General features: G+C 45.7%; 19 protein-coding genes and 1 riboswitch. Of the genes, 2 read left to right on the forward strand and 17 right to left on the reverse strand.

Going from position 1 to position 23,466, the window contains the following annotated elements; translation table 11 throughout:
- Positions 1-542 (forward strand): amino acid permease (locus HT574_RS17160; RefSeq protein WP_175245540.1); only part of this gene is annotated, 542 nt, incomplete at its 5' end.
- Between the two features lie 326 nt (positions 543-868).
- Here HT574_RS17160 and thiC read toward each other — a convergent pair.
- From thiC to HT574_RS17245, 17 genes are all read right to left on the reverse strand, one after another.
- Positions 869-2,590, reverse strand: coding sequence for a phosphomethylpyrimidine synthase ThiC (gene thiC, locus HT574_RS17165; protein ID WP_175245541.1), 1,722 nt, complete (start codon positions 2,588-2,590; stop codon positions 869-871).
- Positions 2,591-2,741: 151 nt separating this feature from the next.
- Positions 2,742-2,856, reverse strand: a riboswitch (TPP riboswitch).
- Between the two features lie 59 nt (positions 2,857-2,915).
- Positions 2,916-4,169, reverse strand: coding sequence for a methyl-accepting chemotaxis protein (locus tag HT574_RS17170; RefSeq protein ID WP_175245542.1), 1,254 nt, complete (start codon positions 4,167-4,169; stop codon positions 2,916-2,918).
- A gap of 286 nt (positions 4,170-4,455) precedes the next feature.
- A complete protein-coding gene (locus HT574_RS17175) occupies positions 4,456-4,881 on the reverse strand; it encodes a DUF2935 domain-containing protein (RefSeq protein ID WP_175245543.1) in 426 nt (141 codons plus the stop codon).
- Positions 4,882-4,982: 101 nt separating this feature from the next.
- Positions 4,983-6,404, reverse strand: coding sequence for an amino acid permease (locus HT574_RS17180; protein ID WP_175245544.1), 1,422 nt, complete (start codon positions 6,402-6,404; stop codon positions 4,983-4,985).
- 572 nt (positions 6,405-6,976) lie between these two features.
- Positions 6,977-7,384: an RDD family protein gene (locus HT574_RS17185; protein WP_017434346.1), complete on the reverse strand. Its 408-nt coding sequence runs from the start codon at positions 7,382-7,384 to the stop codon at positions 6,977-6,979.
- Positions 7,385-7,507: 123 nt separating this feature from the next.
- A complete protein-coding gene (locus tag HT574_RS17190; RefSeq protein ID WP_175245545.1) occupies positions 7,508-9,034 on the reverse strand; it encodes a SpoIIE family protein phosphatase in 1,527 nt (508 codons plus the stop codon).
- Positions 9,031-9,372: an STAS domain-containing protein gene (locus HT574_RS17195; RefSeq protein WP_175245595.1), complete on the reverse strand. Its 342-nt coding sequence runs from the start codon at positions 9,370-9,372 to the stop codon at positions 9,031-9,033. Before HT574_RS17195 ends, HT574_RS17190 begins: the two co-directional genes overlap by 4 nt.
- Before the next feature lie 4 nt (positions 9,373-9,376).
- Positions 9,377-9,796, reverse strand: a complete 420-nt coding sequence (locus tag HT574_RS17200; RefSeq protein WP_175245546.1) for an ATP-binding protein — start codon at positions 9,794-9,796, stop codon at positions 9,377-9,379.
- Between the two features lie 225 nt (positions 9,797-10,021).
- Positions 10,022-11,719 carry a LuxR C-terminal-related transcriptional regulator gene (locus HT574_RS20295; protein ID WP_309138310.1) on the reverse strand — a complete coding sequence of 566 codons (1,698 nt, stop codon included), beginning with the start codon at positions 11,717-11,719 and terminating at the stop codon, positions 10,022-10,024.
- A gap of 529 nt (positions 11,720-12,248) precedes the next feature.
- Complete coding sequence (locus HT574_RS17210) at positions 12,249-13,775, reverse strand: NCS1 family nucleobase:cation symporter-1 (protein WP_175245547.1); 1,527 nt, start codon at positions 13,773-13,775, stop codon at positions 12,249-12,251.
- Between the two features lie 844 nt (positions 13,776-14,619).
- Positions 14,620-14,979 carry a hypothetical protein gene (locus HT574_RS17215; RefSeq protein WP_175245548.1) on the reverse strand — a complete coding sequence of 120 codons (360 nt, stop codon included), beginning with the start codon at positions 14,977-14,979 and terminating at the stop codon, positions 14,620-14,622.
- A 535-nt stretch (positions 14,980-15,514) separates the two neighbouring features.
- Positions 15,515-15,883 (reverse strand): DUF3147 family protein, encoded by a 369-nt coding sequence (locus tag HT574_RS17220; RefSeq protein ID WP_175245549.1) that lies wholly within the window; start codon positions 15,881-15,883, stop codon positions 15,515-15,517.
- Between the two features lie 18 nt (positions 15,884-15,901).
- A complete protein-coding gene (locus HT574_RS17225) occupies positions 15,902-16,264 on the reverse strand; it encodes a DUF3147 family protein (protein WP_042408813.1) in 363 nt (120 codons plus the stop codon).
- Between the two features lie 433 nt (positions 16,265-16,697).
- A complete protein-coding gene (locus HT574_RS17230; protein WP_175245550.1) occupies positions 16,698-18,122 on the reverse strand; it encodes a phosphomannomutase/phosphoglucomutase in 1,425 nt (474 codons plus the stop codon).
- Positions 18,073-19,209, reverse strand: a complete 1,137-nt coding sequence (locus tag HT574_RS17235) for a glycoside hydrolase family protein (protein WP_175245551.1) — start codon at positions 19,207-19,209, stop codon at positions 18,073-18,075. Before HT574_RS17235 ends, HT574_RS17230 begins: the two co-directional genes overlap by 50 nt.
- Complete coding sequence (locus HT574_RS17240) at positions 19,190-20,407, reverse strand: glycosyltransferase family 4 protein (protein WP_175245552.1); 1,218 nt, start codon at positions 20,405-20,407, stop codon at positions 19,190-19,192. Before HT574_RS17240 ends, HT574_RS17235 begins: the two co-directional genes overlap by 20 nt.
- Positions 20,404-21,447, reverse strand: a complete 1,044-nt coding sequence (locus HT574_RS17245) for a nucleotidyltransferase family protein (protein ID WP_175245553.1) — start codon at positions 21,445-21,447, stop codon at positions 20,404-20,406. The genes HT574_RS17240 and HT574_RS17245 overlap by 4 nt, the downstream gene beginning before the upstream one ends.
- 421 nt (positions 21,448-21,868) lie before the next feature.
- On the opposite strand from HT574_RS17245, the gene HT574_RS17250 reads away from it, so the two are divergent.
- Positions 21,869-23,158 (forward strand): Gfo/Idh/MocA family protein, encoded by a 1,290-nt coding sequence (locus tag HT574_RS17250; protein WP_175245554.1) that lies wholly within the window; start codon positions 21,869-21,871, stop codon positions 23,156-23,158.
- Positions 23,159-23,466: the final 308 nt, after the last annotated feature.

Here is a 23,466-nt window from a genome sequence, read left to right on the forward strand (position 1 = left end):
CCGTATTATCCGCAGGCAACTCCGGCATGTACGCATCGACCCGCATGCTTTGGGACTTGGCCCGCGAAGGAAAGGCGCCGAGATTTTTAGCGAAATTGGATAAGCGCGGCGTGCCCGTCAATGCACTCATCGTTACTTCTTCTTTAGGAACGCTTGCATTTTTAGCTTCATTCTTTGGCGACGGGGTTGTGTATACGTGGCTGCTTAATGCCTCGGGAATGGGGGGATTTATCGCCTGGCTTGGCATCGCCATCAGCCATTACCGCTTCCGCAAAGCGTATGTGGCACAAGGAAAAAGTCTTGATGATTTACCGTATAAAGCGAAATGGTTTCCGTTTGGTCCGATCTTTGCCTTTGTTCTTTGCTCCATCGTCATTTTAGGGCAAAACTACCCAGCGTTCATAGGCGGGACGATCGACTGGTATGGAGCGCTTGTTTCTTATATCGGCTTGCCTCTTTTCATCATCGTCTGGCTCGGCTATAAGTTCGTGAAAAAAACAAAAGTTATTTCATTACAAGAATGCAATTTAGAGATGAAATAGAAGAAGTGGCATTATGTTAAGAAAACAGAAACCTCCGTATGTAATTTTACTTCTAATCGATTGTATGAAAATAACCAAGTTTGGTTAATGGCCATTTTTGTTAAACACGTTTTGCTTTCTGACCTTGTCAGAGAATGGAAGTGTTAGCACCTTTCATTCCCTGACAAGGAAACAGATGATCATTTACACCGTTTTCACACATTACTCTAAAACGACTTAATTTCAAAACATTTTCTAAATCCTTTTATCAAAACACGGTAATCCGTTGAACCAGAGCCAAAGTTTTCTCTTTCAACTCGGAAATGTTCTTTTGCAACACCTATCCCTTATTGGTAAAGGGAGGAACCATGTTCGACAAACTCCTTCGCTTTTTGTTTCATCCCTTCTTCTTTTACCGCTCGTTGCAAATCATGCGAAATTTTCATCGAGCAAAATTTCGGTCCGCACATGGAACAAAAGTGGGCGATTTTCGCTCCTTCCGCCGGCAATGTTTCATCATGATATTCTCGAGCGCGATCTGGATCAAGCGAAAGGTTGAACTGGTCATTCCAGCGAAACTCAAAACGCGCCTTGGATAGCGCATCATCCCGCTGCTGCGCGCCTGGATGTCCTTTTGCCAAATCAGCGGCATGGGCAGCGATTTTATAAGCGATGACTCCTTCGCGCACATCTTCTTTATTTGGCAGGCCTAAATGTTCTTTCGGCGTGACATAACAAAGCATGGCCGTTCCATACGCGCCGATGATCGCCGCGCCAATCGCCGATGTAATATGGTCATATCCCGGAGCGATGTCGGTCGTGAGTGGGCCTAGCGTATAAAACGGCGCTCCTTTGCAAATTTCCACTTGCTTGTCAACGTTTTCCTTAATTTTATGCATCGGCACATGCCCCGGACCTTCAATCATCACTTGCACATCATGCTTCCACGCGATTTCCGTCAATTCTCCAAGCGTTTCTAATTCGGCAAACTGCGCTTCGTCATTGGCATCGGCAATCGAGCCTGGCCGCAGCCCGTCCCCAAGCGATACAGCGATATCATACGTTTTTAAAATCTCGCATATTTCTTCAAAATGCGTGTATAAGAAGTTTTCTTCATGATGGGCTAAACACCATTGCGCCATAATCGAGCCGCCGCGTGAAACAATGCCGGTTGTCCGGTTGACCGTCATCGGTATGTAACGAAGCAGCACCCCCGCGTGAATCGTAAAATAGTCTACCCCTTGTTCCGCCTGCTCGATCAACGTATCACGGTAAATTTCCCACGTTAAGTCTTCGACGACGCCATTCACTTTTTCGAGCGCTTGATAAATCGGAACCGTCCCAACAGGCACTGGGGAGTTGCGAATAATATATTCTCGCGTCGCATGAATATGTTTTCCCGTCGATAAGTCCATAATCGTGTCTGCTCCCCAGCGCACCGCCCAAAGCATTTTTTCTACTTCTTCTTCAATGGATGATGTTACTGCGGAGTTGCCGATATTCGCGTTAATTTTTACATGAAAACGACTCCCGATAATCATCGGCTCACTTTCCGGATGGTTAATATTCGAAGGAATGATCGCTCTGCCTGCGGCAACTTCTTGGCGCACGATTTCCGGATCTATATTTTCGCGAATCGCAACAAATTCCATCTCCGGCGTAATAATCCCTCGTTTTGCGTAATGCATTTGCGTAACGGTTTTTCCTTTTTTTGCGCGCAGCGGTTTTCTCTCGAAAGGCAGAATAATCTCTGATTGTTTCCCATTACGGAATCCGTTATCTTCCGGTTTTACTGGACGACCCTCGTATTCTTCAACGTCCCCCCTTTCTAAAATCCAGCGTTTTCTTAGCGGCGGCAATCCTTTTTGAATGTCCGGCTGAAAATCAGGATCGGTGTAAGGACCAGTTGTGTCATAAACACGAATGGGTTCATTTTCGATGATTCCTGTTTCTGTCTTCGTCGGACTTAACGTAATTTCCCTCATTGGAACACGAATATCTGGACGTGAACCTTCGACATACACCTTTTTACTAGCGGGAAACTGCATAAAAGACGGAATGTTTTGCATGTAACTTTTCTCCTCCTTCAAAATAGTGGTGAGGACCTGAAGTTACACCAAAACGCAGGGCGAGGTAGGAGACCTATACGGAAATAAAAATCGGGTTCTCTAAGAGAACCCGATGGAATGCAAATAGCGAAACGTACGCAACAAACACATACACTTCCGCTATCTACTTCCCTACGCTGGCATAACCCAGATCAGGTTCAAAGGGTCAAAGAACTTAAGCGCGTTCTTTTCTCAGTCCAAGCTATTGGACTCCCCTAGTAGATAAGCGACAAAGCCATTTAATTTTTCTTAATATTAACACGTTTATCAAGTAATGTAAATAGTTTTATACCGTAAACCGCTTTAACATCGTTTGCATATCTTCCGCCATTTTGCTTAACGATGAGGCGGAGGCAGCAATTTCTTCCATAGATGCCATTTGTTCTTGTGTCGCCGCCGAAATATTCGCTGCTCCGTAAGAAGATTGTTCCACAATCTCTGTCATGTCCTCAATGGATGTGGCTACCCGTTGCGCGTTTTCCGTCATTTGCTCGATCGCTGTGGATACTTGTTCGATTTGGGCATTGACTTCGCTGATGGATTGGCGGATTTGTTCAAACGATTGTCCAGCCGTTTGCGCAACATCGAGCCCTTGTGATACTTCGCTAACTACTGTTCCCATCGATTCGATCGCTTTTTCTGTTTCTTCTTGGATATAGCCGATCAGCTGCGAAATTTGCTGTGCGGACTGAGCAGACTGTTCCGCCAATTTGCGGACTTCATCCGCCACAACGGCGAACCCTTTTCCTTGCTCCCCGGCTCTTGCCGCCTCAATCGCCGCATTTAAAGCAAGTAAATTCGTTTGCGAAGCGATGCCTGTAATCACTTGCGTAATTTGACCGATTTCATTCGAACGCTCTCCAAGACCTTTGATAACTTGTCCAAGCGATTGGACATGCTCATAAATAAACTGCATTTGCTCTTGCATTTGCGAAATCGACTGTTTTCCGGATTGCGCTTTTGCCGATGTTTCATTTACGTTCGTTGATACGTGCTTCGTATTCGCCGCCACTTGCATAAGCGTATCGGAGATATCGTTCATCGCTAACGACGTTTCTTGCACCGTCTTCACCTGCTGTTCTGAATTTAAGGAAATAGTTTCCATTGTTGACGCAATTTGCTCCGTTGCTTTCGTCGTCTGATCTACGATGGCTGTTAACTGTCCGGAAAATTGCGCCATCTCGTCGGAATGGCGCTGAATGATGGTGATGACTTCCTGCCACGCTTTGGCCATGTTATTAAGCGAGAGCGCAATCGGCTTTAATTGTCTTACTTCATTCATAGGAACACGTGTGGACAAATCTCCATTTGTCATTTTGTCTAAATGATAATTGATAATAGCAATGGGGGCGATAAATCGCCGATAATTCAACATAGCGGAAATGACCCCAACAATGGCTCCAAGTAATACCGTAATCGAAAATGTCCGCCAAAACGCCGCGCCATGGAGGCCATTTCCTAAACATACACCAATGATTATTAAAGCGGTACCAGGAATGACAATGAACATCGTGCGTAAAATATAACTATGTAACGACAACCCTCTCCCCCCTTTTTTTTCTGTATATAAACAAATTTCCTATTAATTATATCATTTCCTTTTATTCTATTGAAATAAATTTTATGAAGAATTTCCCAATAATAAAACTCATATAAAAGGCATATTCACTTCTTTTTTTGTTTTTTAGTATAATAATCACAAGCCATAAAATATTAACCTTTATGTCCGGGAATTATTTTTTCATTGCTGCTCTCGCCTTGAGCACTTATTTTCTCTACTCGTTTCCAAACACGCAAAATGCCTATCCGAAGCGAATAGGCATTCCTTATTTTCCGTATAATAACAATTGCGCAATGCCAATAAAATATTCTGACTCACGAATAATATGGTTCAGCACCACTTTTGCCGTTGGATTTTTGCTTACAACTTTGCTTTCTGTTTTTATTTGTTGACATAGCTTAATAAAATCAAGGCTTTGCCGCAAACAATGAGATACTAACTGCAGCACTTGTTGGTAAAGCTGATAAGGAACGTAATATCCCGTGCGAATGACCGACTCAATGTACCTTACTACTTGTTGATGTGTCGCAGAAAGCGCTTCTTCCCATTTTTTCAGCGCCTCGACATAAGATGGCTCTAAGCCGCTAACAAGCTCGCGAATAACAACCGTATGCTCCTCCTCTTGATGCTTCCAAAATTCCGCTTCGTCTAAAATACGCAGCGGCATTTGCTGACCATAATAAAATTGCATATCTTCCCCCTCCCCCATTTTCATCTTTTTCGTTTTATGTGTATGGGAAAAAGAGGAAAGATATGCTTATCCTCCGCTAGTATACTTCGTTTACCTTTGTGTCATGCTCTTACGCCTTCTCTAGCGTTTATTGTTTGATCCCTATGTATTTCCTTCATTCGTCTTTTTGCCACAAGATGATAATAAACATAGCAAGCAACGATAAATGGGATGCCGCAATATAGAGCCATGCGCTGGTTTGGAATAAACGCAAGACTGATAATAATGACTAGATTGGATGCAAAAGCAAGAAGCGGAACAAATGGATAAAGCGGTGTTTTATACTTTAGTTCACGAACGTCTCCACCTTGGCGAAGAAATGCTTTTCTTCCTAAATAATTGGATAAAGCGATCGACGCCCACACCGCCACAGCGCCAAATCCTGCAATCGACGTTAACCAAACATACACCGTATCTTCCGCGTAAATGCTGCATAATAAGGAAAGACATCCAATTACCATACTTGCGATAAGCGCGTTAATCGGAACACCGTTTTTCGATAGTTTGCTAAAAAACGGGCTAACCATCCCTTGGCGTGACATCGACCATAATACACGCGATGTGGCATATAGGCCAGAATTGGCAACCGATAACACTGCCGTAATAATAACAAAATTGATAATGTCCGCCGCATACGGGATTCCGATACTATCAAACACAACAACGAACGGGCTTTCAACTAAACCTGCCTTTTCCCACGGGAACAGCCCGGCAAGCACAAAAATAGCTAGAACAAAGAAAAGCAAAATGCGCCATACCGTGTTGCGAATCGCTTTTGGCACCGTTTTTTCCGGCTCTTTGCTTTCTCCCGCCGCAACACCAACCAATTCCGTTCCTTGGAACGAAAAATTAACAACGATCATTGTCACAAGAATAGCACCAAGCCCCTTTGGAAATAGCCCACCATGGTCCGTAAAATTGGAAAGCATTGGCGCTGGTTGGCCGTTTTTCATGCTAATAATGCCAAACATCGCAGCTAATCCCAAAATAATAAACAATATCACTGTTACTACTTTAATACTTGAAAACCAAAATTCAACTTCCGCAAAACTGCGTGTCGATAAGGCGTTAATCAAAAACAACAGCACCGCAAAAATAACGCACCAAACCCAAGATGGAACGTCTGGAAACCAACGTTTCATCAAAATACTTACCGTGAGCAACTCAATCCCTACCGTAACCGACCAGTTTAGCCAAGACAGCCAACCGATGCAATATCCTGTTGCTGGCGAAATAAACTTTGTCGCGTACGTTTGATAAGACCCCGCGTCCGGCAATGCCACGGCTAATTCCCCGAGACATAGCATCGTTAAATACATAACAAGCCCGCCGAATAAATAGGCGACAATTGCTCCTCCTGGTCCTGCTTCATGTATCGTGTAACCCGAACCTAAAAATAACCCTGTACCAATCACTCCCCCAAGCGCAATCATAAATAAATGCCTGCTTTTTAATTCTCTCCGTAATTCTTGTGGTTGCTGCATAGCCAATCTCCCCTTGTCGTCCATCTATTTGTAAGCGCTTCACAAAAATTAGAAAGAATATTTATATTTATTTTAATATTAACATCAAAAAAAGAAGAAATGCAAAAACTTTTTTGTTAGAATATTAAAAATATAAACTAAATATTTATTCTATCGCTCATAAAAGTATATTTACAATATTTATTAACTTATGTATATAATTTTCAAAACATAAAAATAGACATAAGCAACTTATTTGAAAAACTTGTTGCCTATGTCTGATTCGATCATGCTCATTGACCTTCCTTAATTATTTGCGCAAGCAATTGGTGGAATTTTCCCCAGCGCTCTCGGAAAAAGGACGATATCGCTCATCTCTCGATAAATATAACCACCCTTCAATCTGGGATAAGATTTGCTGTTTGACATCCTCTGTAAGCTAACTAACCAAGAATCGATCGATCAGATCTGTCAATTTTTTCTCCGCTGTTATGAAAAATAACCAGTCATTTTTTTACAATTATATCCTGTGTAATAAAAAATGAGTGTCTATTGTCTTAGACACCCTTTTTTATGTTCATTACAATATCCAATTATGCCGGCTTCTCCGTTGTCACATACGTTCCAGCAATAAAGTCATGGATCGAGCGTTTGTCTTCGCGCGCCGCCACCATAATTGCGCTAATAATCACCCCGATGCCAAGTGTGATGACATAAACGAGCCCACCGACAACGGACCGTAAAAACATCGTTCCGATTCCGACTTTTCCACCATTGACTTTGGCGATGCGAATGCCTAACAGCCTTTTTCCTACCGTATATCCAGACCAAACCGCTGGCACTACTAAAGCATAAACAATGTTCGCCAATGAAGTAAACCAGTTTTCCTCCCAACTGTTCGTAATCAAATATCCGATCAACGAAATAGGAATACCGACAATGATGCCATCTAATAAATTAGCCGCTAACCGCTTCCAAAATCCCGCCGGGTTTTTCACCATTAATATGCCATCCCCCTATCTTTTCCTTCATTACTAATAATGTATTCACTCCTAATGGATCCGATTCATGGAAGTGAGATTTTCTTCAGGATACTTGATCACCTTCTCATTGGCAACAGTAATTTACCATAATTTTGCCACCACCACCGAAAGATCATCCGGAAACTCCCTTTTTTCTTCAAACTGGTTATGAATAAATTTTATCATGGTTTTGCTGTCTAAATGAATATGCGGCTTTAATTGTTCACGAAACCTTTCGATATTTGTGCAAACTGAACGGCTGGCTCCTTCGATCGCACCGTCCGAATACAACACCAGTGTTGCTCCCGGCTCGTAATGCAGCTTACCGGTTTCTACGTAAAGATGCGGCAGTAACCCAATCGGCGCACACCCCTGATCCAGCTCCTCCACCAAACCGTTTCTCTGGAATAAAAATCCAGGAGGGTGCCCTGCCGAAGCGTACTCAATAAATCTTTCCTTCGTATTTACCAGCACATAAATAGCTGTAAAATAATACATCATTCGTCCATTTTCATGATACAGCTGCCGCATATGTTTATTTAACTCTCCAAATACTTCTTGCGGATCAATACCTTTGCGAATCACTCCGTTGAGTAAAGAGCGGACCGACATACAAATGAGCGATGCGGCCGTTCCTTGTCCCATGACATCCATCAAAAAAATTCCATATCGTTCTTCATCGATTCGGTACCAGGCATACATATCGCCCCCTAATTCCCGTGAAGGAATATACATTCCGTAAATATTAATACGGTTGGCCGTCAACGGTTTGCTTAGCACACGTTTTTGCACTTCCCTCGCCAGCTTTAAATCTGCCTTTACAGTGACTGCCGCTTTTTTGTTTTGCCGCATGTCGGCAAGCAAAAAAAGATAAAAAATAATCTTCCCCTCGCGGTTGTGAATGGCCGTAACGGTCGTTTGCTGAACATAGGCTTTCCCGTTTTTCCGCCGCCACCGCATCTTTCCGGCCCATTTTCCTTTTTCGATCGTCGTTTTCTTCACAGTGCTGTAAAACCGCTCATCATAATAGCCGGCACACAACACATGAAACGACTTACCGATGATATCCGCTCCATATCCTGTTATGTTCGTAAAAGCGGGATTAACCAATTGAATCACTAACTGTGCATCAGTAATCAATAGCGCCTGCTGCGTATGTTCATATACTTTTTCTGCCATCAGCAACTGCTCATCCATTTTTTTTATTTTAGTAATATCGGTAATAATTCCACTTATCATCGCTACATTCCCGGCTTCACCGAAAACAGGAAACGCTTGCTCCAGAACCCAGCGGACCATCCCGTTTTGCTGATGGACAATGCGGTATTCCTGCTCAACACTCTCCCCATTCCAAAGAACGGACCTCGTTTTTTCCAGCTTTTCCTTATCTTCCAAGTAAACGACTTTTTTCCATAGCTCTGCATCTTGATAGAAAGCTTCAGGCGGCAGCCCGTACATCTTTTCACAGGATGCGGAAATAAAAATAAACCGCCTCTCCGCCAAAGTTGCGATCCAATACACTTGATCCGCTTTATTGCAGAGCACGTTTCGCTCTTCGAAAAGCTGCAGTAATTCCTTTAATGTAAAACCTTTTTCTTTCTCTATTTTTTCTAAAAACTTGCCAATCATATGTTGTCATTCTCCACGAAATAATGTATTGCCTCTTTTTCTGTTTTAAACAGTTTAATAAAAGAAGAAAACTTAACGATACGAAAAATTTCCTGAAGGGAACCTTGAACACCGGCAACGACCAGCTCTTTTTGCTGTTTTCTCGCCGTCATCACTCCATCGGCAATAATGCCGAGGCCCGCGCTATTAATGTATTTCACTTGCTCCATATTTAATATAAGATGGTCGGCTGGCTCTTCAATCAGCTTTGCCATCGCTTTGCGAAACTGTTCCGTATTGTTTAATGTAATGTCTTCGTTCCAAGTGAAAACATGAATAGCTCCATGTTTCGTTCTCATCATTCTATTCCCCCAACCATCGCTCATTTTTCTTGCATTTGCACATATAAAACAAAACATAATTTCCTCTTTGTTTGACATAAACGTGGTCAACAATATGAGCAATTAGCTGCAATCCTCTGCCGCGCGAGCCTCTATTGACCCCATCCTCTCTTTTGATGGCAAATTTCTTTCCGCGTTGTTTCACGACAATAATTAAATGTTGCCTTTCCCCTTTCCAAAATACTTTAAAAGGCAGTTGATTGGTTTTTTGGCAATATTCATACGCGTTTGTGCATGCTTCCTCCGTCGCCAATCGGAGAAACAGGCAATCACGCGATGAAAACCCCATGCCACTTGCTATCCGTTCCGTAATCTCCATGGCTTTCACAATGTCCGCATCTTTCGTGACCGAAATGTTTTTGATCATTGTTCCATTTTTCATCTGTATTCCTCTTATTTCCATGTGTTACATGACACCTTTGCCTGCAAAAGTGACAACCTCCAAACATATAGCTCGTTTCCTTCGCAAGGAAAAACATCTTGAAATATTATTTCATCGTATTATTGACGCCTTATATGACTAAAGATATAGTTCTTATTTACTATAAATATTATAATATAAACTTTATTCAATTCCAATTCCTGTATAAAAAATAAAAAAGGAACATCATTTCATCGATCTTGTACCGAATGATGTTCCCAATTGATTTTCTTTCCGATGGTTTAGCTGATAAACAAGAGCAATAAGCTGTGAGCGGTCGTTCACCCCAATTTTTTGGAAAATATTTGTGATATGATTTTTCACGGTATGAATGCTAATAAACAGCTGATCCGCGATTTCACGGTTGCTGCATCCTTGAACCAATAAATGGAGTACATCCATCTCCCGGGCGGTTAGATGTTCCGCAAGCATGTCGATATTCAATTCCTGCTTTGGCATATAATCATAGTTTTGTTTCATCATCATCGTACCGACGCCTATAAGGGCGGTTACATACGCTTCTGCCTCTTTCGTATCTTCTAAATGTTTCATATGTACAGACATTACTCCATGCAGCTGTTCGTGAACAAAAAACGGAATTTCCATTATTGTTCCCAGCTTTGTTGCCTGCAATGTCGGTATATTGTTGGACCACTTACCCTCTGCCTCGAAATAACGATGACAAACATCTTCGTAATATTCTGCAAATTCCCTTTCAGGAGCCGCACCGCCATACACTTTAATGTTTCTGTTCCGGTCCTTTAGCACTGTAAATACAAAATTACCATAGGCCAACTCTGCCACAAAATCAGTCATCATCCGCAAAATTTTCTCATTGTTTTTCACTACGTTCATCGCCCGGCCTATTTCGATGAGCATCGATAGCCTCATGAAATGGCGGTCCATTTTGACGTAAGCAGACTCGCATTTTGTATATAAACTCCAATACTTGATCATAATGGAACCAATCGGAGCTGCGGCTTTTGGCAACGAACTGGTTGTTTCGCTGCCCATCACAATCCATCCTTCTATTGCCTCACCCCGTAAAATCGGGTAGGCCAAAACAACTTTAGGTCTAATTCCGTGTGTGACAAAAAACGAAAAGCGCGGATCTAATGCCGCATTTTCAAAACAAGAGACACTAGGTGGATATGGGGAGTCTGACAGCGGAGGAAAAGCGGTTTTGAACGGTTTTCCACACATCCGTTCTGCTTTCTCGCCAACAGCGTTGGCAACCATCCACTCGCGGTCCCGTTGCTGTATGTACAGCAAAAAGTCAATATGATCATCTATTCTTTGCAATAGATGTAGAAAATCATCTACGTTTAGCGAAATCTGCTGCACGCGGTCAGCTGCCGAATCCAGCAAACGAAAATAACGTTCGTATTGTTGTTTTTGTCTGTCGCTGTGAATTAGCTCGCTACATACTAATGACATTTTTTCAATATCATGAAGCTTTTGTTCCACCGCCGATATCGGTTGCTCTATTGCTTGTTCAATTGCCGGAATCCATGCTTCAGAATTAGGAACATGGGCACATTGCTCTCCGATGACCAGCTTCGTCTTCTCCTCAATAAACGCTCCCGCCCAGATCCAATACTCTACTCTCTGTTCCACAAACACCGGAGCAACAATCGCTTTAACTCCCCAATATCCTGTCTGAACAATCATTGGCCGCCGCCACTGCGTACCGTTCTCCGAAATGCAGATGGAAGGACACAGTTTTTCCACTCCATCCGGGGAAAACAACACAAGCTCTGCCAACTCTGTAACATTGGAAACTTTCGTGACTGGCTGATGCTGCAAATCAAACATAATAATGCTTAACCCTGTCAATGCCGCGTATGCATCTTGAACGCATTGCAAAAGACTGTTTATGTTCAATTCCCCCTCAACTCGCTTACGTTTTTATCTTTATGTCCCTATTTATTATTGACAAACGAGTATAAATAAGTCAAGTTTAGGAAATAGAAGAGAAGTTTTACATACGACGGATCCAAAAAACGGAAAGATCAAATTTTAGAAACCCTTCCCCTTCGCTCATTGGAACAAGAAAGCAAACTGCGTGTGCTTAAGCGGATTAAGTAGCACATTGATACAGCTCTCTAAAGGCTACCATGAAATAAGGAAGCAGGCACCACACAAGGTGCCTGCTTCCTCTTTTTGCACGAGCTTTGCTACACACTCGCACTCAGCATGCGTAGACCGCTGACTATATAAAAAACCATCTTTAAAAGGATGCAGCCTTGTTCATCCTCATTGTTTTATGCTGTAACGGCAGATCGAATAACTCAAACAGAAGACAGGCAAAAAACCGGCAACGTTCTTGCTACCATTTTTTATTTTTTATGACATTTGTAAATTGATTTTTTCGTCTTGCTCAATTAACGCATCCGTTCGTATTATGCTTCTGCTATTTTGTAAGTTCTGTTTCTATCAGATTTCTTTTTACATCATAAGTAGTATTTTCTATAATCGTAATTTTCTCGTATTCACCTTCTCTTAGAACGCTTTTGTCCCCTTTCATTAAATAGGTATAGACACCAATAGCAATAAATAATCCGAACGTCCAAGCATTATCCCAGAGAAAGCGAAGGCCTGGAATTAGTAAGCCTAGTACAGGGATGACTACGCCGATCACAAGAGCATAAATTCCGTTTTTATTAAAACCGGTAGCGTAATTGTAACGACCATTAGGTTCATATAACTCTTTAAGATCCAATTGTTTCCGGCGAACAAGCCAGTAGTCTGCAATAGCAATGCCATCAATCGGACCAAGTAAAGCAGCATATGTTCCGAGCCAACCAAATATATAGTTTCCAAAGTTTGACATGATATACCATGGCTGCAACAAAATAGCAAACAGCCCGGTAATAAGAACACCTATTCCAAACGTAATTCGTTTCGGGTATAAATTCTCAACAGCGCGGGCGGGAGCTACAATGTTAGCCCCAATGTTAATGGTTAGGGAAGAAATAACAATCACAATGGCTCCCAAAAGAATAACAAATGGCGGGAACTTAGCAAGCAGTTGTACAGGATCCCAAATCGCTTGGCCGAAAATGACGACAGTTGCTGATGTAACTGCTATTCCAATGAAAGAAAAGACAGTCATCGTAATTGGAAGAGAGAAACTTTGAGCAACCATTTGTGATTTCTGACTTTTAGCGTAACGACAAAAGTCAGGAATATTCAAAGCAAGTGTAGCCCAGAAACCAATAACGCCTGTTAGGGCTGGAAAAAATACTTTTAAAAACTCCCCAGTGGTTTTGAATTTCGATGGCTGCTCTAAAATAGGTCCCCAACCTCCCGAATGAGTGAACGCCCAGACGAGGAGAATGATTGAAGAGATGCCCACGACAGGAGCAGCTATGGAACTTAGTCTTTTAATGGCCTCGGGGCCTTTATAAGCAACCCCTACATTCAGAGCCCAAAAGAAAACAAATACGATAGCCGTATGACCAGGTAAGTTTCTCCAAGCAGAAAATGAGGCTGCTAACAATGTATCAATCGCACCTGTTCCAATCCACGTATTAATCCCGAACCATCCAGCGGCTACAATCGCGCGGGCCAAGGCTGGAATGTGTGCTCCTTTATCTCCGAACCAAAGCCGTGCAAAAACAGGATACGGAATTCCAAATTTTGTTCCGGCATGTGAATTTAATAAAATGGGGATGAGGACAATCACATTGCCGAGAAAAATAGTTCCAACTGCCTGCCACCAGTTCATGCCTAGAGCAATCATACCACTGGCCATAGTATAGGAAGGAATGCATAAACACATACCGATCCACAAAGTAGCAAAGTTTAGGCCTCTCCATGAATGTTCCTTCAGTGTTGTCGGTCGCAAATCATCATTCCACAACTCACTTCCACTCAATCTTTTAGCCACTTCTTCTGTTAGGGTTACAATACCATTTTGTTCAATCTGCGTTTTCATCAAAACCCCCCTTTTTTTAAATCATTTGAAGTCTCATGTATGTTTCGGGATGACGATCTCGATTAAGTTCCGTGCATCGCATACTTCTTGAATGACTTGCTGATTGATTGCTTCAATGGTAACTTCGTCTTGATCACGGCTCTTAATAGCCATGATGTTACCACGTAGGTCTGTTAAACAGGATTGTCCGTAAAACTTCGCCATGTTTCAAGAAGCTTCTACTCCAACTCGATTCGTAAAAACAATATTAACATCCGTTTGCTTTTTCATGATTGCGAGGCTTGTTCCGCGCAGAAATAAGGGCCAAAAATATTTCTTGCAAACGCACAACTTAGACACCTGATTTTTTTACTTTACGTCAATCCTTTGACTTTATGCACCTCAATCGCTTCATCCCCGCGAACATCGTATGATGAATGAACTTAGTTTTCACTTTGTCGCCCATATTCATTTCACCCCTATTACTTGATTTTTTAAGATCAAGAATATTTCTGGCTTCTTCCATATCCTTCTTGCCCTACAAATGTCTTATTCTGAATAATACAGGTTCCACGCGAAAGGACAGTGATGACTTCTCTCCGTACTTTCATTCCCTCAACTGGATTGTAATCTACACCCATATAAGTGGGGCTCTTACAGAAATCGTTCTTTTTATTGATGGATTAAAAAGAACTAGGACAGCATCTGTGCCAACAGTAGTTTCATTTTTAGTTAGAATATTCTGAATAATTAAGTTGCCTTTGTAGTTATGATATCAACGGGCTGATTTAGGCTCAACCTTCCAGCAACAACCGCTTCCGGAGTATATAAAGTAGGATGGCGATTTTCAATCAATGGCTACCGTTTAGAATTTTAGCAAAATCCCACTCCCAATTTCTTTCTGATCCCTGAAGTGGAAGGAATACATATCTGAACTGCCAGTTTGTAAATTCCCGTTTTTCATACGGTTCCACAGTACATCTTTGTGCCATTCCCTCAAAGCATTGATGGCCATACATACTTTGGCATCTTCAAAAACAGATTTTGCTAATGCGCCCCGATCGGGCATGAGGTATTGGCGGCACATCGCTTCCTTGTTTCCGAGCTTCAGCAATCGGACTTGACAGATACGTGAGAACAATATAGGGAGGGGTGCCCTGCCCGCCAGAGCAGTTAATGCAATGACTCTGCCTGCCGGTTTTTTGGAGAAAGTGCTGGGCGACAAACACTATTCTCACTATTTAAACCAATACAGGCCAATTGCTCGATTCATTCCTGGAACCTCTTTCACTTCATCGATGCCTCAGTTTAGCCATTTTGGTACATTTCCTTTATTAGATCGATTCTTTGGTGTTATGAATACTAAAACTTATATATTATTGTATATAATCAAATAACCCCATTCATTGGACAAAATGTAAAATTATTTATATCGTTTGTTATATGTTTTGTATATTTGCTGGAGAACCGACATGGCATCTCAAATGACAGATCTAGGATGCATTCCGTACAATCAATCAATGAATTTCGGCTTTGATATCTGCACAACTTCTAATGGATACTAAAAATCAGGATGTATACTGAATATATCCTGATTTCTGAATACGACAGTTTTGGAGGAACCCTTATCATTCGATTTTTTGAAAAGAACGTTTTTTGGAAGGCGTTAATTTTTCATGACACAAAAAAAGCCCAGCATGTTCGTATCATGCCAGGCTTCTATCTTCGCTGCTCATGATTTTTGTTCTGCCGCCTCTTTATCATTGTTCCGATTTTGATATATTTTTATGATCTCGCATGTATACAAGGAATGACGAACTTGCAAGCCATGCAATTAGACCAAAAATAAAACTTACCCACCAATTGTGTGTAAGTTGTAAGGAAAATAATACCATTAATACACAAATCAAACAACCGATCATTCCGTAAACAGATCCTTGCGCTGTTTTTGCCGCTTCTTTAGATCCATACTTCATGCCAACCATCATCACGGCAACGACCATAACAGCTGGGAATGCCGCAAAAATTCCTCCAATTACTTCCCATGGCAACAGTTTTGCCGTTACATAACTTAGTACAACTGCAGAGCCACCAAATAAAAAGCGGAAAAATAAATCACGTCCATCCATAACGATCACCTTAATAACTTAGAAATATGTTGAAATAAAAGCATAAACAATAGAAACAAGAAACCATCCAGCTAGCGATTGTGTAAGCCCGCGTTTCCAACCTTTTCTCGTACAAAGATAAACGACCGCTATTGCACACATAATATTTATGAACATCCCAACAATAGCCCCTTGGGATAAAACAATCGACTTTTCCACTAACTCGCTGCCTTTTGCATCTAACCGAAGTGTCAATAACGCCGCGAAAAATACAGCGGGAAATGCCGCGAAAATTCCTCCCATTTTTGATCCTAATTTTCTTGAAACGATGGTAGAAGCAACGACCGCTCCTCCACCTAATAAAAATCGAATAATGATTCCACTAACCGATAATATCCCCAAGATGGATCCTTCCTTTCTGTGATGTACAATCCAACATGATGAATATTATTTTTATATATTTATTCGTGATGATTTTCACGTATATATTGTAAACGATGCTAGCCTAAAAACTTATGAACTTTTATTTAATTTTTTGATTGTAACGCTTACACTTCCAAATCTATGACAAATATTTGAACAAAACTTAATGGTTTCAAAGTCTTTTCTTACTTTCAACCATGACGCTCATTATTTTTATTTTTATATAATTTACAGTAAACCTATTTAGCCATCTTCTGAACAACAAAAGTATAGCAACTTATGATGGAAACATTTTTGGTTTGCCTCCTCAATTATAACTACCAAGAAAACAAAACAGCGCTGACCCGAACAGCATGGACCGTTCAGGTCGGCGCCGATACGAATTGCGATCCGACTTCAATCGCGATCTGCATCACCACGGGATGGTCAAGTTAAGCGGCGGCTCGCCGAGTACGTCAGCCAGCTGCTGCTTGATATCGGCTAATGCCTCCGGTGACGTGGCTTCGGCTCGCAGAACAAGGATAGGCTGCGTATTCGACGGACGCACCAACCCCCAACCGTCTCTGAACTGGATGCGGGCACCGTCCACGTCTACGACCTTGTTAATGCTCGCAAACCGCTGTTTGACCGCGGCGATGGCTTCCGCCTTCTGCTCTTCCGGACAAGGCACACGCGTCTCCGGAGTGGCGTGATATCGAGGCACGTCGGCAAACAACTGCGACAGCTTGCGGTCATCGTTGGAGAGAATGCGCAACAGCCGCCCCGCCGCGTACAGGGCATCATCATAGCCGTAGAACTCGTCATTAAAGAACAGATGTCCGGACATTTCTCCTGCAAACGGAATCTCTGGCCGGCTGCGCAGCGTCGCCTTGATGTGTGAATGGCCAGTGCGATGGAAGAACGGTTTGCCACCAAGCCGTTTGATTTCTTCAACCAACGCCTGAGAACACTTGACCTCAACCGGCGCTTCAGCTCCCGGATAGCGGCGAAGAATCTCGCGCCAGAATAAAATCATCAGTTGGTCGCCCCAAAGAATGTTTCCTTCCTCATCGACAACACCCAGCCGGTCACCGTCGCCATCAAATGCCACACCGAGATCCGCCTTTTCCCGTCGCACCACGTCAATTAAATCCTTCAGATTTTCCGGCACCACCGGATCCGGATGGTGATTAGGGAATGTCGGGTCGGATTCGCAATACAAAGGTATGACCTCGCACCCCCATGCCTCCAAGGCTTTCGGTGCAATCGTCGAAGCGGTCCCATTGCCGCAATCAACCACTACCTTGAGCTTGCGCGCACCCAACTGGATCTTGTCTTGCAGCATTTGCAGATAGGCCGGCTCGATGTCAAGCGCCTCCACATATCCTTCCTTCCACGAGTCGCTGCGGTTGATCCCTTGTGAGCGGAGAATCCGTTCCATCGTCCGCCGCAGTTCCTGGATGCGCTCGCCATAAATAGTAGTTTTATTCATCGCAATCTTAAAACCGTTTTCATCGCCCGGATTATGGCTGGCAGTGACGATGATGCCGCACGGCACATTGGTGTACTCAAGGCTGTAGTAGAACATCGGAGTCGTCACCTGACCGATGTCGATCACCCGGCATGACGCCTGGCTAAGCCCTGCAATCAGTGCACGGTGTAATGCCGGCGAAGAGATGCGGTTGTCATGGCCAACCACCACCTTCTGCTCACCGGCTTGCCGGACCATTTCTGCAAACGCCGCTCCTAACAAGTAGGCAAAATTCTCGTCCAGTTCCTCTCCTGCGCGCCCGCGAATGTCATACTCCTTAAACACGTGCGGCGGCAGAACGGATTGTTTTGCCATCGAAAAGCTCATCGAGAACCACCTCCAATTGCAAGGATTGTGCCATGGCTTCCGTCAATAGATAGGAAAGTGTCGACTCAGCGCCCCGGTTCAGATTCGGCCCGTCCGGGGTAAGGCCGTCACAGCAACTCCCGTCGCTCGGATCGGCGAGGGGGATGCCGAGGTCGTTGTCCCCGTAAAACCAATCGCGACAGCGGCGAACGACTTCTCGGTACGCGTCGTCTTCCAACACCCGATAGGCCTCGCGCGCAGCCAAAGCCAATTTCATCACGTCAATGGGCTGTTGGTCCCAGTCCGCACGCCGATGGCCGTCACACCAACCGTGATTGCCGATGGGACGGATGACACCGTCGCGGCCGCTCATCTTATCCACTAGGAAGTCGAGGCTCTCTTTGGCTACTTTTAGCGTCTTTGCTCGTTCGTGGTACCGATAGGCCACAAACAGCGCCCACGGCAATAGCCCATTGGCGTAGGTGATTTGCGGCTCAAACCACCGCCAGTCATCAGTCCTGTGCATGCGGTAAGCATCGAGCAAGCTCTGCTCGAACACGTCCGCTAGATTTATAAGGTCGGCCTCGGCCACACCGGAAGGCAAATCCGATCCGTCTCTGTGCTTAGACAACAGCAGGCAGCAAGTTGCGAGACCCCAGGCCTGGCCGCGCAAAAACTGCAACTCGCCGCTGGCCGAAAGCGCCCGGCGCAGGATCTCGGCGACCACGCGACGCCGGGCAGCGTCTTCGAGATTCAAGTACGCCGCTGCCGCCGCCCATAGGGAGCGGCCCAGACAGTCATCCGAGCGCGACTCCGATTCCGGCATCCGGTTAAAATAAAAGTTGTTCTGAAACCAGCCGTCCTCCCTTTGCGCCCAAAGCAAGAAGGCCAAGTACCGATCCAGCAGCTGGTATAGTCTTCGTCGTTCCACGGACTCATCGTCTCTAAGCAGATCCAACCACTCCATGCACGCCCAGATGGCGCGCGCGTTGTCATCGGTCGAGTAACCTTCTTGCCTGCGCGGGATGCGCCCGAGGCAATGCTCGAGCAACCCCGTGTCGTCAGTCATGCGTTCCAGATGATCGAACTTAACGACTGACGGGGACAATAGGCTTCACCTCTCCTTCACTCCGCTCTGCAGCCTTTGCATCATCGTCCGTTTCGCTGCAGAGCTTCGCAAACAGTTTCAGGTATTGTTCGCCAACGTGTGGCCAGTGCGTCGCTGCACCGATCTGTCTGACCTTCTCCTCCCATTGCCGCATAGTTGCTTCATCCGCTAACAGCCGCCGCAGTTGCCGTTCCCAAGCGGCAGTGTCGCCATACGGCAACAACAGTTCCTCACATCCGCGCAGCAGGTCACGGGCATGTTCATATGGCGTCGAGAGAACCGGACGACCCACGCCAACCGCATAGGCCAAGGTGCCGCTGGTAATTTGCTGCATTCCCGGATATGGGGTGACGTAAAGATCACACGCTGTCAAGTAGTCGATCAGTTCCTCCTCGCTGAAATAGCGATCAATCATCCGTACGTTCGCCTCCAGCCCAAGGCGACGGATCATCTCCTTTAACTCCTCGCGGTAGGCTTCCCCTTCGCGCTTTTTCACTTCAGGGTGTGTCTGTCCTGCAATGACGTATAGAGTCTCTGGCACTTCGCGGACCACTCCCGGCAAGGCAGTGATCACCGACTCGATGCCTTTGCCGCGACTGAGCAATCCAAAGGTGAACATGACCTTGCGCCCCTCGAATCCCAGGCGGCGGCGGAGGAGATCCCGATCCTCGCCACTCGGCTCCGGTGCACCATGCGGAATGTAGAAGATTTTACGCTCCGGCAAGTTAAACGCTCTGGTCAGATACGAAATCGCCTGACGATTCATAACCACGATAGCGTCGCTCGCATCAGCGATTTGTTGCTGAATACGGCGATAAGGCGGTTGAGGATCGGCAAAGATGGTGTGAAACGTCGTGACGAGCGGCTTCTTCAGGGCATGGACGAAGTCGAGTATGTATTCACCCGCTTCGCCTCCGAAAATGCCAAACTCGTGCTGCAGGACCACCACCGAGACATCGCTGCGGTTGACCTGTTCCGCCATCTGCGTGTAAGCCGCACGGTCCTGCGCCGGTAAAGGCCAGAACTTCGGATCGTTTCGATAGGCCGAATCGCCATCGGTTTCGTTATAGAGTACAATCACCGGATCAACATCGCGCCGTTCGCCCGCGATGCGCACGCTGTTGAGAAGATGCTCGGTGAATGTGGCGATGCCGCAACGACGCGGTGGAAATGTACTGACGTATGCGATCCGCTTCATGCCTGCATCACCTCTTTCGGTTGGTTGATAATGGAATTATTGAATACCTCGCCGGCAGGCGCCACGGTCCGATACCCGAAAATGCTGTTGCTGAGACGGCTGCCCTCACGCACGACTGAACGATCCCAAAGGATAGAGTGCGAACAATGCACTCGAGCACCGATGCGGCAGTTATCACCAATCACCGCGTATGGACCAATCACCGCCTGGTCTCCTATCTTCACATTGTTCCCAATCAACACTGGCGGCACCAAGAGGGAACCGGAACCGAATTCGACGTTTTCCCCTGTCCAAACACCAGGCTGAACCTGACGCCCTTGCATGGAAAGAGGAAAACGTCGGTCGAGCACATCCCAATGAACCTGGCGGTAACGGGCCGGAGTCCCCATGTCGCGCCAATAGCCTTGGCTTACCATACCATATACGCCGGCGCTTTCCTGAATCAGACGCGGGAACGTTTCACGCTCAATAGAGACCTCACGTTGCGCCGGGATATAACGCATGACTTCCGGTTCTAGTATGTACAAACCGGCGTTGATCCGATTTGACGGCGCCTCCTCAGGGCGAGGCTTCTCAATAAAACGCAAGATCCGTCCGGCATCATCCTGTTCGACTACTCCGTATGAAGAAGGGTCTTCTACTTCTGTCAGCGCAATAGAGGCGATTCCACCATGCTGGCGGTGAAACTCAAGAAGAGGAATCAACTGCGGCAAGTGGACAATGTCAGCGTTGACGACCAGGAACCGCTCATCGAGCAATCGCTCCGCATTCTTGATAGCTCCTGCCGTCCCCATCGGAAACGGTTCGAGAGCGTACTCAATCTTCACTCCCCAGCGCCGTCCGTCTCCGAAGTAACGGCGAATCACATCCGAACAGTGGTGCGCGGCTATAACAAACTGATCGACGCCTTGTTCATGTAGATAGGTGATGAGGTGTTCCAACCATGGGCGATTCGCAATGGGTGCCATTGGTTTCGGCAGATTTTCAGTTAATGGACGTAGACGTGTACCTAAACCTCCAGCTAACAACAATGCTTTCATTTTGTCATCCCTCCCATTAGTTTCAAGCTTCATAGGGTTTACTTAATATTATGAAGGCCGAAACAGATGGATGATGAAAAAAATGAAAGAAATGAAAAAATAGATGAGAGATAAGTTGTTAGCACTCAATATATCTGGTTGCTAATAATAGTATACATAATATTCCATCATGATGGCAAGTAAAATGCTTTTTAGTATAATCGCCGCGGCATCGATGTCGTTTGGGTGGATCACACCGAGTTTGCTTAGTAATGCTACTGCAGTTGCGGAACAATTCTACCGTTTCGCGACTTTAAGTGCCGCCCATGCTGAAACGGACGCAAAATGAAGAGCGTCAGAGGCCATCTTTGCGGTATAATACAATTGTCAACATAATATAGATTAATAGGGATTCATTCGTGATAAAGGAGGAGAAGACGCCATGCCTTATCCGCTCCCACCATACCGCGTGGGTATTGCCGGCGCAGGCGCTTTTGCCGCGTTCTTGGCCGGCGCGCTCGCGCCGTTGCCTGAATTTCAATTGATAGCCGTCGCTGGCCGTACTGACGAAAAGCGCCAGCGCGTGCTGGCCTCCTATCGCCACCGTCGATCCAATGTGGCTGCCCCGCGCGAATATCGGGAAGCGGCCGAACTCATCCGTGATCCGGACATCGACGTGGTGATCTTGACGACACCGCCCCATCTCCACGAACCACTCGGCGAACTGGCATTGATGCAAGGTAAGCACCTATTGCTGGAGAAACCTGGGGCACTGACTTCAACGGCGCTGAAAGACAATGTCCGGCTCGCCGCGAAACAACAGCGCGCGCTCGCCGTCAACCTAGTCTTGCGCTACAACCCGTTGGTGGAAGTGGTCGAATGGATGCTCCGTCACCATTTGTTAGGTCGTGTACATCACGCCAGTCTCCACAACGCCGCACACCGTGTCGCAGCCGGGCATTGGTTCTGGAACCGCGAACAGAGCGGAGGCATCTTCATCGAACATGGGGTTCACTTCTTCGAAGTCGGCCGGCACTGGTTTGGCGAACCTGAAGATGCGCGCGGTTTTGCTGTAACCGAAGCGAACGGCGAGCAGTCACGCGTGTGGGCGAGCGTGATTCACCGCAGCTGCACGCGTCAGGACCATGTACAGGAAGCGCAAGCGCCGACCAAAAGGGCAGGCGCCGAACTCCTGCACGAGTACGTACCGGTTCAGTACTACCATGGATTTACAATGGAAGCGGACGCTCCCGAGTCGACGCGGTGGGAAGTCCACTGTGCTCAAGGGCGGATTGTGCTTGAAGGCTGGATTCCTCAACGGCTGTACGTCGAAGGCATGCTCACGGCAGAACAGGCGGAACAGATCGACGCCCTGCTTGACACCGTGCCTACGCAACCAGCGGCGGACGCTGGCGAACGGGTACGGGCATGGGCCGCATCGCGGTTGTCTCCTAGTGCGTCGGTGTCCGATCGTGCATCCTCATCTTTCGTTTCCCGCCTGCCGTATCAGCGGACATTGTCATTGGTTGATCGGCAAGGATGGTATGAGGCGATGGCTCAGGCCCGCTTCCTGGACTTATGTCGGATGATCCAAGATCCGAACTGGAGCGGACTGGTGACGCCCGACGACGCCGTATCCGACCTAGCTCTGGCCGAAGCCTGCATGGCTTCCGAAGTCTGGCAGGAGGACGGAGTGCGGAGCTCTTCATCCAATCAGACGAGACTGCTTTAGCTAGATTCGCATTCGCACCCGACCATCTTCCTCTCCGAACATCACGACTGTTGGGCGTACAAAAAACAGCCAACCAGGGAAACGCCTGGTTGGCTGTTTCGGTTTTTTATGGTTCTGGCATTGGAAATCAAAACCACGCTATCATCAATGAACATCTCCCACCTACATTTCATTGAGAGGCGGAAACTTCTCACCATCTCCATCGAAGAAGCTTCTGCGTAAAAGCCGTTCTTCTTCTAACGCAACATCGGCCCTGCACCGATGGGGCGGTCCAGCCTTTCTACTACTTCTTGCTTATGCAACCCTTA

It is taken from the genome of Parageobacillus sp. VR-IP (genome assembly GCF_013357975.1).
Lineage (GTDB): Bacteria > Bacillota > Bacilli > Bacillales > Anoxybacillaceae > Saccharococcus > Saccharococcus caldoxylosilyticus.